General features: G+C 68.9%; 13 protein-coding genes. 8 read left to right on the top strand and 5 right to left on the bottom strand.

The features are described 5' to 3' along the window. Positions 1 to 132: 132 nt before the first annotated feature. Positions 133 to 957 (bottom strand): helix-turn-helix domain-containing protein, encoded by an 825-nt coding sequence (locus tag ACWCOV_RS33770; protein ID WP_449833412.1) that lies wholly within the window; start codon positions 955 to 957, stop codon positions 133 to 135. Positions 958 to 1,089: 132 nt separating this feature from the next. Here ACWCOV_RS33770 and ACWCOV_RS33775 point away from each other — a divergent pair, with 132 nt between their 5' ends. The 6 genes from ACWCOV_RS33775 (at position 1,090) to ACWCOV_RS33800 (ending at position 6,413) form a co-directional block, all read left to right on the top strand. Next, a complete protein-coding gene (locus tag ACWCOV_RS33775; protein ID WP_449833413.1) occupies positions 1,090 to 1,944 on the top strand; it encodes a helix-turn-helix transcriptional regulator in 855 nt (284 codons plus the stop codon). 108 nt (positions 1,945 to 2,052) lie between these two features. Next, a complete protein-coding gene (locus ACWCOV_RS33780; RefSeq protein ID WP_449833414.1) occupies positions 2,053 to 2,898 on the top strand; it encodes an SDR family NAD(P)-dependent oxidoreductase in 846 nt (281 codons plus the stop codon). Positions 2,899 to 2,992: 94 nt separating this feature from the next. Continuing rightward, complete coding sequence (locus tag ACWCOV_RS33785) at positions 2,993 to 3,769, top strand: SDR family oxidoreductase (protein ID WP_449833415.1); 777 nt, start codon at positions 2,993 to 2,995, stop codon at positions 3,767 to 3,769. Next, entirely contained in the window at positions 3,770 to 5,185 is a 1,416-nt protein-coding gene (locus ACWCOV_RS33790) for an amidohydrolase family protein (RefSeq protein ID WP_449833416.1), read from the top strand. 25 nt (positions 5,186 to 5,210) lie between these two features. Then, a complete protein-coding gene (locus ACWCOV_RS33795) occupies positions 5,211 to 6,044 on the top strand; it encodes an SDR family NAD(P)-dependent oxidoreductase (protein WP_449833417.1) in 834 nt (277 codons plus the stop codon). Between the two features lie 30 nt (positions 6,045 to 6,074). After that, positions 6,075 to 6,413, top strand: coding sequence for an Atu4866 domain-containing protein (locus ACWCOV_RS33800; RefSeq protein WP_449833418.1), 339 nt, complete (start codon positions 6,075 to 6,077; stop codon positions 6,411 to 6,413). Between the two features lie 12 nt (positions 6,414 to 6,425). Here ACWCOV_RS33800 and ACWCOV_RS33805 read toward each other — a convergent pair whose 3' ends face one another. Together ACWCOV_RS33805 and ACWCOV_RS33810 are read right to left on the bottom strand one after the other, a co-directional pair. Beyond that, positions 6,426 to 6,554: a hypothetical protein gene (locus ACWCOV_RS33805; protein WP_449833419.1), complete on the bottom strand. Its 129-nt coding sequence runs from the start codon at positions 6,552 to 6,554 to the stop codon at positions 6,426 to 6,428. Between the two features lie 557 nt (positions 6,555 to 7,111). Beyond that, complete coding sequence (locus ACWCOV_RS33810; RefSeq protein ID WP_449833420.1) at positions 7,112 to 8,170, bottom strand: recombinase family protein; 1,059 nt, start codon at positions 8,168 to 8,170, stop codon at positions 7,112 to 7,114. Between the two features lie 244 nt (positions 8,171 to 8,414). On the opposite strand from ACWCOV_RS33810, the gene ACWCOV_RS33815 reads away from it, so the two are divergent. After that, entirely contained in the window at positions 8,415 to 8,555 is a 141-nt protein-coding gene (locus ACWCOV_RS33815) for a hypothetical protein (RefSeq protein WP_449833421.1), read from the top strand. Here the strand turns inward: ACWCOV_RS33815 and ACWCOV_RS33820 are convergent, their stop codons facing one another. Continuing rightward, a complete protein-coding gene (locus ACWCOV_RS33820) occupies positions 8,556 to 9,347 on the bottom strand; it encodes an SDR family NAD(P)-dependent oxidoreductase (protein ID WP_449833422.1) in 792 nt (263 codons plus the stop codon). Between the two features lie 85 nt (positions 9,348 to 9,432). On the opposite strand from ACWCOV_RS33820, the gene ACWCOV_RS33825 reads away from it, so the two are divergent. Then, on the top strand, positions 9,433 to 10,284 hold the full coding sequence (locus tag ACWCOV_RS33825) for a helix-turn-helix transcriptional regulator (RefSeq protein WP_449833423.1): 852 nt from the start codon (positions 9,433 to 9,435) through the stop codon (positions 10,282 to 10,284). Positions 10,285 to 10,575: 291 nt separating this feature from the next. Here the strand turns inward: ACWCOV_RS33825 and ACWCOV_RS33830 are convergent, their stop codons facing one another. Then, positions 10,576 to 11,601, bottom strand: a complete 1,026-nt coding sequence (locus ACWCOV_RS33830; protein ID WP_449833424.1) for a YncE family protein — start codon at positions 11,599 to 11,601, stop codon at positions 10,576 to 10,578. Positions 11,602 to 12,901 lie beyond the last annotated feature (1,300 nt).

The following is a 12,901-nucleotide window of genomic DNA, read 5'->3' on the forward strand; positions in this document are numbered from 1 at the left end:
CCTCGGCGCGGTCCGCCCAGGTCCACCTGCTGGGCGGCATCGCGGCGGGGGCGTCGTTCGTCACGCCGAGCCTGCTCTCCGTCGGAGCGGCCGCCGACGCGCTCGCCAGCCGGCTGCTGGGGTAGGTGCGGGTCAGGACTGGGGGACCAGGGAGCCCAGGAGGGCGAGGGCGTCGGCCGAGGGGGAGCCGGGCTCGGCTGGTTCGGCGATCAGGTGCTGGCCGGGGTGGTCGGTGATCGAGAACAGCTGCGGGCGGAGGTGCAGTTCGCCGATGTCGGGGTGGTAGTAGTGGCCGTTCCGGTGGATCCGGCCGCGCGGATCGCGGGCGGCCCACAGGCGCTGGAAGTCGGGGCTGGCGATCGACAGTTCGCCGACCAGTTCCCGAAGGCCTTGCTCGTCGGGGGTTTCGCGGGCGGCCTGGCGGAGGTCGTGCACGGCGGCGCGCGCGGTGGCGCGCCAGTCGCGGAAGAACTCCCGTCCCGCTGGGTCGAGGAAGACCATCCGCAACAGGTTGTCACCGAAGACGAACCGGTTGTGCAGCGCTGCCGCCAGCGGGTTGCGTGCCAGCACGTCCTGGGACCGGCCCAGGAGGTAGGCAGGGGCCACGATCCAGTCGTTGAGCAGCCGGAGCACCTCGGGAGTGGCCCGTTCGATGCGGCTGGGGCGGCTTCTTCGGGCGACCGGGCGCGCCAGCCGGTACAGCTCCAGCGACGCCGCATTGTCCAAGCGCAGCGCGTGGGAGAGGCTCGCCACGGTCTGGCGGGTGGGGTGCAGCTCTTTCCCTTGTTCCAGGCGGGTGTAGTGGCCGACGCTCAGGCCGGCCAGCATCGCCACCTCGTCGCGGCGCAGTCCGGGGACGCGGCGGTTGCCCCCGACCAGGCCGACCTGCTCGGGACGTAGGTCTGCACGCCGCGCGCGCAGGAAGTCGCCCAGCGGGTTGGTCTCGTCACTGCCCATGATCTCGAGGTTAGGCGCAAGACCGGGTCGGAACCGCTGCTCAGCCTGGGCACGTTACACCCTGGATACGGGGGGAGGAGGGCTTCGTGGACAACCACTCCGAACAGGTGGCAGGCCGTCTAATCTTGCGGCATGAGCGACAGCACACCGTTGGGCGACTTCCTGCGCGCCCGTCGCGATGCCCTCAAGCCGCAAGACGTCGGACTCCCGGAGTACGGCCGTCGCCGGGTCAAGGGCCTGCGCCGGGAGGAGGTGGCGATGCTGGCCGGGATGAGCAGCGACTACTACGTACGGCTGGAGCAAGGCCGCGAGTCCAGCCCCTCTCCGCAGGTGGTCGAGGCCGTGGCACAGGCGCTGCGGCTGGACGCCGTCGCCACCGAGCACCTGTGGAGGCTGGTCCAGGCGCCGGAGTCGCGCCGCTGGAGCCGGGCGGAGGAGACTCCTGTCAGCCCGCAGCTGCTGCAGCTCATGGACGGCTGGTCCACGTCTCCGGCGTTCGTGCTGGGGCCGGCGCTCGACATCCTCGCGGGCAACACGATGGCCACCGCGCTGCACGTGGGGTTCACCCCGACGGACAACCTGGCTCGCATGGTCTTCCTGGACCCGGCGGGGCGGGACTTCTACCAGGAGTGGGAGCGGGCCGCGCACTCCTGCGTGGCAGAGCTGCGCTTCGCCTACGGGCACGATCCGGAGTCGGCGCGGATCACCGAGGTGGTGGCGGACCTCTCGGCGCAGAGCTCGGAGTTCGCCGACCTGTGGGCCCGCCACGACGTGAAGCCCAAGACCCAGGAGGGCAAGCACCTGCGCCATCCGCAGGTCGGCGACCTGCACATCCAGTTCTCGGCGTTCACCGTGAACGGGGCTCCCGACCAGCAGCTCGTCGTCTACCAGGCCGAGCCCGCGAGCCCGACCGCGGTCGCGTTCGACCGGCTGCGCGAGGGCGCCGACCAGGCCCTGCGCGCCCACTCCGACGCTGTTCCTAGGTAGGGCACTCCCAGGAAATCCGCGAACTTCTTCGGCCCTGGCGGCCTCGACAGACTCATGGCTGTCAGCGGCGGGAACCTCCCGCCGGAGCCAAGCCGAAAGAAGGACATCATGGCCACCTGGTTCATCACCGGAGCCTCCCGCGGTCTGGGCGCGGAGATCGCCCGCACCGCACTGGCCGGCGGCAACGACGTCGTGGTCGCGGCGCGCGACCTCGGCCGGCTGCCGGACGACCTGAAGACGTCCGACCACGTGCTCGGGGTCGAGCTGGACGTGACCAGGGCCGAGCAGATTCCCGCCGCCGTGCAGGCCGCGGTCGAGCGGTTCGGCGGGATCGACGTCCTGGTCAACAACGCCGGTCGCGGTCTGCTGGGCGCGGTGGAGGAGATCACAGACGCCGAGGCGCGCTCGCTATTCGACCTCAACGTCTTCGCGCTGATCGACATGACCCGCGCCGTGCTGCCAGTGATGCGCCGCCAGGGCTCGGGCAAGATCGTCAACATCGGTTCGCGGTCCGGGTTCGAGGGCGAGCCGGGCGTGGGCCTGTACTGCGCCTCGAAGTTCGCCGTCGCAGGCATCAGCGAGTCGATGTCCAAGGAGCTGGCGCCGTTCGGCATCCAGTCCATGGTGGTCGAGCCGGGCGTCCTGCGGACCGACTTCCTGGACGCCACCTCGCTGTCGCTGCCCAGCACCCGGATCACCGAGTACGACGGCACGCCCGCCCACGTCACGCTGGACTGGGTCGGCACCGCGAACCACACCCAGCTCGGCGACCCGGTCAAGAGCGCGGCCCTGATCTACGAGGTCAGCACGCAGGACCAGCTGCCGACGCACCTGTACCTCGGCCCCGACACGCTCGAGCGGCTGCAGGTCAAGCTGGACCAGATCGAGCAGGACCTGGCCCCGTGGCGCGAGAAGTCCGCAGCCACCGCCCACGACGACGCCACCGCGGCGTAACCCGGCGCACGGTCCGCACCCGCATCACCCGCCGGGGCCGATTCCCCGGCACCTCCCCCCACTGTCTTGTGAACTCCTGAAAGAGGTGTTTGTCATGTCTGCTCTGCTCACAGGTACTCCGCTGGCCGGTCGCGTCGCCGTGGTTTCCGGCGCCTCCAGCGGCATCGGCGCCGCCACCGCCCAGCGGCTGGCCGAGCTCGGCGCGAACGTCGCCGTGCTCGCCCGGCGCAAGGACAAGCTCGACGCGCTGGTGGACTCGATCCGCGGTGCCGGCGGGACCGCGGTCGCCGTCCCCGTCGACGTCACCGGCCGGGACGCCGTCCAGGCCGCGGCCGATCAGGTCGCCGAGCAGCTCGGCACCGCCGATCTCGTCTTCAACAACGCCGGCGTCCAGCTGATCTCCGGCATCACCGAGCTCCGCATGGACGACTGGCAGCGCCAGATCGACCTGAACGTCACCGGCGTGATGAACGTCATCGGCGCCTTCCTGCCCCAGCTGACCGCGACCGCCGAGGCCAGCCGCCCCGCCGACCTGATCACTACCTCGTCGATCGCGGCGACGCGCATCCTGGAGAAGTTCTCCGTCTACTCCGGCACCAAGGCCTACATCAGCCACCTGACCCGGCTGCTGCGGGTCGAGCTCGGCCCGAAGAACATCCGGGTGGCGACCATCGAGCCCGGCATGGTCGACACCGAACTGCCCGACCACGTCACCGACCCCGACGCCACCCGGCTGATGGCGGACCTGATCGAGCAGATCGACGTGCTGCAGTCGTCCGACGTCGCCGAGACCGTGGCCTTCATGGCCGCCCTGCCGGCGCACGTCAACCTGACCGAGATCACCATCCTGCCGACGGCGCAGGTGATCTGAATGAACAACCTCGGAACCACGCCCGCAGCCGCTGTGGTGGACCAGTTGCGCAGCCACTCCGACGAGCCCGGCCGGCGGATCCTGCTGACCGGCGCCGCCATCGTCACCATGGACCCCCAGCTCGGGGTGCTGCCCCAGGGCGACCTGCTCGTCGCGGACGACAAGATCGTTGCCATAGGCCCGGATCTGCGCGGTGCCGACGGGGCCGCCGACGGCACGCTGGTGATCGACGTGACCGGATCGGTCCTGGCCCCGGGCTTCGTCGACACCCACCGCCACGCCTGGGAGGCGCAGCTGCGCCGGATCATGCCGGACGTGAACGACCTGGGCGAGTACGTGATGTCCACCCTGTCCGGCATCGCCCCGGCGTACCGGCCCCACGACGTGTACGTCGGGACCAGGCTAGCCGCGTTGACCGCGATCGACAGCGGCATCACCACCATGCTCGACTTCTCCCACAACTCCCGCACCGCCGCGCACTCCGACAGCGCCATCCAGGCCTTGCTCGACACCGGCATCCGCGGCGTGCACGCGTCGATGCGGCCGCACTTCGGCGAGTGGGACGGCCAGTGGCCGGCCGACCTGTCCCGGCTGAAGGAGCAGTACTTCGGCTCCGACGACCAACTCGTCACCCTGCGCCTGGCCACGCTGGCCACCGACGAGATCGCCGGGCCCGACCTGGCGTACGGCGACCGGCTCGCCCGGGTCGCCCGCGACCTGGGCATCGGGGTGAGCGTCGACGCCGTCTTCGGCGTCCCCTCGTCGAACGCCGTCGTCGCCTGGGCGAAGGACGGCCTGCTGGGCCCGCACGTCAGCCTCATCCACTGCACGGGCCTGACCCCGGAGGCGTGGCAGGCGACGGCCGACACCGGCACCGCTGTCTCGCTCGCGCCCACCTCGGACGCCCAGATCGGCCTGGAGAGCGCGGTCCCAGCCATCGACGAGGCGCTCGCGGTCGGGATCCGGCCCGGCCTGAGCATCGACGTCGAGGTCGCCCTGGCCAGCGACATGTTCACCCAGATGCGAACCCTGCACGCGATCCAGCGGATGCGCGCCGTCAACGGCGCCTACGGCACCACCGGGACACCCACCCGGATCGGTGTCCAGGACGTGCTCGACTTCGCTACCCTGCAAGGCGCCCGGTCGATCGGGCTCGGCGACGTCACCGGCTCGCTCACGCCGGGCAAGCAGGCCGATCTGCTGGTCGTCCGCGCCGAGGACCTGAACAACATGCCGCTGAACGACCCGATCGGCACGCTCGTGCTCGGCTCCGACCCGCGCAACATCGACGCCGTGTTCATCGCCGGCCAGGTCCGCAAGTGGGCCGGCACCGTGCTGGACATCGACCTGCAGGCGCTGCGGGACGAAGTTCGCGAGTCACGCGACCGCGTTCTGCAGGCTGCTCGCAACGCCTGACACCCAAGCACCGAAAGGAATTGTCATGACCGACCTCGTAGCCGACGAGTACGGTCCGTCCTGGCGCACGGTCGTCCTGACCGGGGCGACGAGCGGTATCGGCTTGGCCGCAGCGCAGCAGTTGGCCCGCGACGAGTCCACCCATCTCATCCTGCACGGGCCCGAGACCCGGACCGCTGTGCAGCCCGTGCTGTCCCGGCTCGGCGGCAAGGCCAGGATCGACTACCTCCAGGCCGACTTCGACAACCTGGACGAGGTCGTCACCCTGGCCGGCCGGATCCGCGACCTGACCGGGCACGTGGACGTCCTGGTCAACAACGCGGGCCGGCCAGGACCTGCCGAGCGCCGGCTCAGCGCCAACGGGTACGAGACGACCCTCCAGGTCAACTACCTGGCCGCAGTACTGCTGACCGAGAGCCTCACGCCGCTGCTGGCGGAAGAACCGGCTGGGCGCGTCGTCCACGTCTCCTCGGCGACCCACCTGTCGGCCAACCTGCACCTGGACGACCTCCAGCTCGAGCGCCACACCTACAGCCCGACCATCGCCTATGCCCGGTCGAAGCTGGCGATGATCATGCACGCGTTGTGGCTCGCTCGGCGGCCGGCCGCGCCCTCGATCGTCAGCATCAGCCCTGGCGTGATCAGCACCGGCCTCCTGCACGCCATGTACGGCGTCGGTGGCGCGCCGACCGAGCACGGCGGCCGGAATGTCGTCGAGGCCGCGACGGCACCCGGCGTGACGTCCGGCGCGTACCTCGACGACGGCAGCCCCGCGGAACCGAGCCAGTTCGCCCGCGACCGCGCCGCCCAGGACGAACTGCACCAGCTGACCACCCAACTGCTCGAACCCTGGCAATGACGGCCGGGCTTCTCTTGAAAGGACCAGACCGTGATCAGGAAGAACCTCCCCATCTTCGGCCTACTTGTCACCCTGGCCGCCTGCACCACTGACGGGTCCGGTGCGCGCCGGCCGTCCACCCCTCCGTCCTCCGCTTCCCACCCCTACGTGGGGATGTGGGTCACCGCCGACGGCCGCATCCGCCAGGAACTCCTGCCGAACGGCCGCTACGAGGAAGCACGCGACGGCCGCGCCCGGGCCTACACCGGCCGCTACACCGTCACCGGCAGCCACATCGACTACGTCGACGACACCGGCTTCACCGCCACCGGCGACGTCCGCGAAGGAGTCCTGTACCACGAGCACCTCGTGCTCTACCGGGAGCGGTGAGCCGTCCGGTGGTCAGTCCACGGGCAGGAAGTCCGGATCGGGCACCCAGTGGTCCAGGTCTGGCGGACCCGGCAGGGCGACGGTGCGCAGGTTGCCGATCAAGGTCTGCAGCAGCGGGCGTGGGTTGCGGCGATGCCACACGACCGACCACGGCAGCAAGGGGGGTCGGCTCGACGATCGGGACTCTCCGCAAGCCGGATCCGGTGGCGTCGATGCTCATCTCGCCCAGGCCGATGGCCATCTTCTCCCGCAGGAACTGGTCGACCAGGTGGCGCTGGCCGATGGCCGGAGCAGTGAAGCGCAGCGGTACGCCGAACCGCTCGGCGAGCCGCGTCAGGTAGCCGCGCCACTCGGCCGCGCCCGCCGGGTCCGGCATCGATGCCCCACTCGCGCAGATCGGCCGGGCGTAGCTCGCTCTTGCCGGCCAGGACGTGGTCCTCGGGAAGGAAGGCGTGCAGTGGCTCCAGGTGGACGAGTCGGTGGGCGAGCTCGGACGGCCAGGGCCACGGCAGGTCGTGGACGCCCTGCCCCATCGTCACCTGAGCCAGTCAGCCGCCAAGGCTGAACGTGACGCCCCCTCGTGCGCCGGACCCGATTCTGCCGTTAATCGGCGGCAGGTTGGTCACCGCTCCTTGACGTTGATCGGCTCGACCAGTCGACCTCTGAGCGTGTGTACCTCCAGTCGCTCGGCCACCCGCTCACTGCCTGGCCTTGGTGTGCTTGCCGCAGTACCAGTCGCCGTCGTGCTGTTTCCAAGCGTTCTTTGTGAGCCACTGCACGGCCGGCTGGGGGAGCGGAGACAGTTCGGGTACGGCCAGGTCGTCGCCGAGCATGACGGTTGTGTCGAAGAGCCCGCACATGACGATTCGCGCCCGGTGCGGCTGGCATCGTTCGCAGTGGCGCCGCTCGACGACCCGCCCGGGATCGTCGGGGTCGAGGGTCAACCAGATAGTGGCGAGACCGTCGCGGTGCAGCTGGAGCTCGCGAGAGTCGGTCGGCCGGTAGGCACAAGTCGGACACGCTGGCCCTCGGCCAGTCGGTCCGGGCTCACTCGCCGTCCGAGCCGGCTGCGGTGCCTCGATGGACGCGGCTGCCTCAGGTTGCGGCTCGGCGTCGATCGGGAGCGTCGGCTGTCTGGTCAGCTCTGGGATGTACTTGTAGATCGTCGACCGGCTCACCCCGAGCAGCTTCGCAATCGAGGACACGCTGTTCTCGGGCTGGGTGAGCAGCGTGCGGGCGGAGTGGATCTGCTCCGGGGTCATCGCCGGAGGCCGGCCGAGTCGCACGCCTCTGGCTCGCGCGGCGGCGAGGCCTTCGTTGGTGCCCTCGACGATGAGTTCGCGGATGAACTCGGCCAGGGCGGCGAAGACGTGGAAAACGAGCCGGCCGCCGGGCGTGGTGGTGTCGAGTGCTTCGTGCAGGGACTTGAACCCGATGCCACGGCGGCGCAGTTCGCCGACGATAGAGATCAGGTCCTGCAGGCTCCGACCGAGACGCCACAGCTCGAGGACGACGATCGTGTCTCCGGGGCGCAGGTATTCCAGGCACTTGGCCAGCTCGGGGCGGTCGGTGTTCTTGCCGCTGAGCTTCTCCTCGAAGATCCGCTGGCAACCGGCCGCAGTGAGAGCGTCGACCTGGCGGTGCAGCCTCTGGTCGCGGGTCGAGACCCGGGCGTACCCGATCAACGCTCCGCCGCCGATCGGGTCGATCGGATCACCTTCGAGTTCCAACTGTGCGAGGTCCGCGACGGTCGTCATGCCGGAACTGTACGAGAAAGGGCCTAGGGCAAGTTGTTCTACACTCCGACTTCTCGACACGTTTTCTCGACACCGATCCGGTCCACCAGCGGGCCAATCGGCGCCGCCGACGGCGGTGTCGAGAAACGATCGATTCTCAACACCCGCCCGTGGCCGAACGGACGCCGGATGGAGCCCGCTGGTGGTACCACGCAGGTCAGCAACCCCCCGGTGACCGACGCTACTTATCCTCTGCAACCAGGCCTTGTTCGACATCAGCAAGCGCGGGGGTCAACACGCCGCGATGCTCGACCGGGACGAATCCCCGGCCGACCCGAGCACCTCGGCGATCATCCAGGATGCGCTGGAAGCGGAAATCAGCGCCACCCCGCCTGCCCAGCTGTGATCAGGCCCGCGCGCCGCCGTCGACTCGAAGGACCGTACCGGTCACGTACGACGAGCGGTCGCTGAGGAGCCAGGCCGCGGCCTGAGCGATTTCCTCGGGGTCGGCAGCGCGGCGCAACGGGGTGTGCGCGATGAGTCGTTCGGCGAGACCGGGGGAGTCCGCCTCCCAGGTACGGATCATCTCGGTCTGGGTGTGGCCGGGGGCGATGGCGTTCACGCGGATACCTTCCGGGCCGTAGGTGACCGCGGCCGACTCAGTGAGACTGTTAACGGCCCGCTTCATTGCGCCGTACGCCGGCAACTCGGGGTTGCCCATCAGGCTGCCGACGCTGGAGTTGTTGAGGATGGCCCCTGTTCCGGCGGTAGCCCGGATGGCGGCGATCTCGGCGATCATGGCCAGCCACGGACCCCTGAGGTTCACGGCGTAGATGTGATCGAAGTCGGCCTGCGCCATCTGGTCCATGGGGCCGGGTTGCTGGATCGCCGCGCCGTTGTTGAAGGCGATGTCGAGTCGGCCGTAGAGGTCCACGGCCCGGTCGATCGCAGCGCGGATGCTGGCTGTGTCGGCCAGATCGCAGACCACGTAGTCGGCGATGCCTCCCCAAGCCCGGATCTCCTCGGTCACTGCCTTCAGTTGTGCCTCCGTCCGGGCCGCGAGGAGTACTCGGGCGCCTTCCCGGGCGAAAAGCCGAGCTGCGGCGGCGCCGATCCCGCGACCGGCGCCGGTGATGAAGGCGACCTTGTCCACAAGCATGCCGGTGGTGACTGTGTCAGTCGTTCGTGTGTTGTCCATGTCACCGAGCCTGCGGCAGTGCGCCGAGGCCAACCAGGTACCGGCGGTACCTGGATAGCCGTGCGACACCGAGCACACTGGGAGTGTGGACAGACGAGAACTGGCCGACTTCCTCCGCAGCCGGCGCGAGCGGATCACGCCTGCAGATGTGGGGCTGCCTGCTGGGACGCGCCGCCGTACTCCGGGACTCCGCCGCGAGGAAGTGGCACAGTTGGCATTCATCTCGACTGAGTACTACACGCGACTGGAACAGGCTCGCGCGCCGCGCCCGTCGCATGAGGTCCTGGCTGGGCTTTCCCGTGCCCTGCGTATGTCGGACGCCGAACGCGATCACCTGCACCACCTCGCCGGCGCTCCGCCTGGTCCGCCGCCGGGGCCCCCGCGCCTGGTGCGGCAGAGCATCCGCGACCTGTTGGAGCGGCTGCCGCAGGCCGCTGCGATCGTGACCTCGGCGATGTACGAGGTGGTCGCCTGGAATCATCTGGCGGCCGCCCTCATGGAGGACTTCTCAGCCCTCTCGCCGCGGGATCGCAATCTCGTTCGCCGCGCGTTCCTTGGACCGCACCCGCAGGGGCAGCGCCTGTACGGGGTCTCGGACGCGGAGGAGTTCGCCCGCAGCTCGGCCCAGGATCTGCGCGCCGCGGCTGCCCGTTACCCCGACGATCCAGGGGTGGCCGAGTTGGTGCGTGACCTCCTCGCCGGAAGTGAAGAGTTCGCCCGGCTGTGGTCCTCCCACGACGTCTCGGCCGAGCCGACCCTGTGCAAGACCTTCCAGCATCCGCAGGTCGGCCCGGTCACGGTCAACTGCGACATCCTCGACATCGCCGACCGCGATCAGCGGGTCGTGATCTACACCGCTGACCCCGGATCTCCGTCCGAAGAAGCCCTGCGGCTGTTGTCCGTCATCGGCACCCAGCGCATGGACGTGCCCCGCTGAGAGACATGGTCCTGTCGCCGCGCTGCAGCTGGCGTCCGCAGCAACCTCACGCCGACCGATGTAGACCGACTCCCGGCGTAGCAGTCGCTCAGTACGAGCCTGACCGGGGATGCGCCAGACGGCGATGCGGAATCGCTGCTCGGCAGTCCGGGCACCTGCGCATACATGAGTGATCTTGAACCCGTGGAGCTACCGGTCGGGCACCGGCTACAGCGACCGACGCAGGTTGGAACGGCTACAAGGTGCCGGCCCCGGAGGCGGAGATCGGCAAGTCGAAGACGCCAGCTAGCGTCAGGTGCGGACTATCACCGACACCGAGCTGCTTCCAGTGTTTGCCACATAGACAGTGTTGGTCAGTGGATTGGTCGCGACCCCTAGTGGGAACTGCTCTACGGGAACTGTGGCCGTCACCGTGTTCGTCTGTCCGCTGATCACCGATAAGGTGCCGCTGAGGTCGCTGTTGGTGTGAGCGACGTAGATGGTATTGGTCACCGGGTTGGTCGCGACCGGGGACACCCCGCCGAATGGGTTGTTGGCCAGGGAAACCGTTGCTTTAACCGTATTCGTCTGCCCGTCGATCACCCACAGCGTGCCCGGGCCGCCACTGGGCGCATCTGTCACGTAGACGGTGCTGGTCTGCGGGTTGGTCGCGACCTGCGCCGGGTTGCCGCCAACAGAGATCGTGGCGGTCACCGTGTTGGTTGCTCCGTCGATCACCGCGACCCTGCCGAGACTCCCATCGGTCACGTAGACGGTGTTGGTCTGCGGGTTGGTCGCTACCCCCAGAGGATTGAAGATCCCGAGGATCGTGGCCGTCACCGTGTTGGTCGCTCCGTCGATCACCGACACTGTTTGGGCGGCTGAGTCAGTGACGTAGATGGTGTTGGTCTGTGGGTTGGTCGCGGCCTCGTCTGGGTGGGAGCCCAAGGTGACCGTGGCTGTCACCGTGTTGGCCGCTCCGTCGATCACCGACATCGTCCTGGTGTGGGGGTCGACCGCATAGGCGGTGTTAGTCTGCGGGTTGGTCGCGACCCCTAGTGGCATGACACCGACGGGGATGGTGGCCACCACTGTTCTCTTCTTTCCGTTGATGACCGACATCGTGCCGTCGCTGTTGTTGGTGACGTAGATGGTGTTGGTTCGTGGGTTGGTGGCGACCCGAACAGGCCCGAGGCCAACAGGGATCGTGGTCACCTTGGGATTGCTCATTGCGGAAGCGGCGGGGCTCGCGACGGCCGGCATCCCAATTGCCGCCTGAGCGGGCGGCATCGCTCCGAGCAACAGCCCCACCAGTGGCCCTGTCAGGAGCAACGGCATCACCCGTCGGAGGATCCCGCCCGCGGTGAACGCAGTCCGCGGTCGTGGCCGCGGTACCGGCGTACCGCACAGCGGCGCCAGCGCCAATGAAACATGCAACATCTCAAAGTCCTTCCAATCAGCGTCGCGAGAGCCCCAGAATCGCCTCTTTCGGCCGCGATATCGGCTGTGGTTGGTCGAGCACTGCCGGGCCGACGTTCGCCGCTTTTGCGTCCCCTTGATCACCTAGATGCCGCGAACCACCGGGTTTGTTATTCACCGCACGGGGCGCCGGGACGACGGGCGCTGCCTCCACGACAGCGACCTGGCACTCGACCTGCGCGCGGCTGGCGCGCTCCTGCTGCTCTACGGAATTCAGCTGACCCGAATTGTTGAGCTCGCCAACGAACACCTCACACCAGCGGTCTCCGCCTCACTCTGACCGCCCCGGTGATCGCCTCGCCGCCTAGCCTGCGCAAGCTCCTCGATGAGCTACCGGCCCCGCCCTGTGACCCGAGCGCGCTCGCGCTGATCACCACCTCGACCAACGGTGGCCCGTTCTGGCTGTTCCAGGACGCAGCACCAAGGGCCACATCAACGCCTGGGTTCTGTCCACACCTGCGCCAGCACGGCGTTTCCGTCCGAGCATCCCGCAACGCCCGCCTTGATCGCGTTAGCGGCCGATTTGCCGGCCGCGGCCATCGTCAGCCTGTTCGGACTCAACATCACCATCACGCCGCAGTGGCCCGCCGCGCCGGGTGGGACTGGAACGCGTTCGTCGTCGCCACAGCCGAAGGTCTCAATGGCAGGTCACGGTCATCTCTCGCGAACGTTTCCGACCATCCATAGCTTGCCGCCACTGGCGCATTCGCGTTCAGTCCATGTGTTCTGAACCCTATCGGCGCCGCCGCCGCTAATGGCAAGGGGAGTTCCTGAGCGCGCCACTCGCCGCCGGCCCGCCTGTGGTTGGCGAGCAGGTGGCCGCCGGTCCGCGGACTCTGCTCACCGATGCACGGCCGTTGCTCGTGCTCGTGCTGGCCACGCTGTGGCTGCAGTCCTGGCTCCTGCTCGCCGCGACCCCCGACCGACGGATAGCCCCCGATCCGGATGTCCTGCCCTGTTGATCGACGCCGACGTCCGTTGTGGCCGCGGTGATGGCCTCACGGTGCCAGGCGGCGGCTCTCCCTTCTCCATGTTGTGGGCTGCCGTCGAGTCGCCTACAGCGGGCGGAGGTCGGTGCCTGGGATCCAGGTGACGCGGCCGGACTGTCGCGGACGCGGCCGAGCCACTCGCCGTTGTCGCGGATCCAGATGTCGAGCTC

It is taken from the genome of Kribbella sp. NPDC002412, from assembly GCF_053592935.1.

Bases quoted from the DNA above. Each gene is read 5' to 3' on its own strand.
- ACWCOV_RS33770 (WP_449833412.1), bottom strand. From the start codon at position 957: ATGGGCAGTGACGAGACCAACCCGCTGGGCGACTTCCTGCGCGCGCGG.
- ACWCOV_RS33775 (WP_449833413.1), top strand. From the start codon at position 1,090: ATGAGCGACAGCACACCGTTGGGCGACTTCCTGCGCGCCCGTCGCGAT.
- ACWCOV_RS33780 (WP_449833414.1), top strand. From the start codon at position 2,053: ATGGCCACCTGGTTCATCACCGGAGCCTCCCGCGGTCTGGGCGCGGAG.
- ACWCOV_RS33785 (WP_449833415.1), top strand. From the start codon at position 2,993: ATGTCTGCTCTGCTCACAGGTACTCCGCTGGCCGGTCGCGTCGCCGTG.
- ACWCOV_RS33790 (WP_449833416.1), top strand. From the start codon at position 3,770: ATGAACAACCTCGGAACCACGCCCGCAGCCGCTGTGGTGGACCAGTTG.
- ACWCOV_RS33795 (WP_449833417.1), top strand. From the start codon at position 5,211: ATGACCGACCTCGTAGCCGACGAGTACGGTCCGTCCTGGCGCACGGTC.
- ACWCOV_RS33810 (WP_449833420.1), bottom strand. From the start codon at position 8,170: ATGACGACCGTCGCGGACCTCGCACAGTTGGAACTCGAAGGTGATCCG.
- ACWCOV_RS33820 (WP_449833422.1), bottom strand. From the start codon at position 9,347: ATGGACAACACACGAACGACTGACACAGTCACCACCGGCATGCTTGTG.
- ACWCOV_RS33830 (WP_449833424.1), bottom strand. From the start codon at position 11,601: ATGCCGTTGCTCCTGACAGGGCCACTGGTGGGGCTGTTGCTCGGAGCG.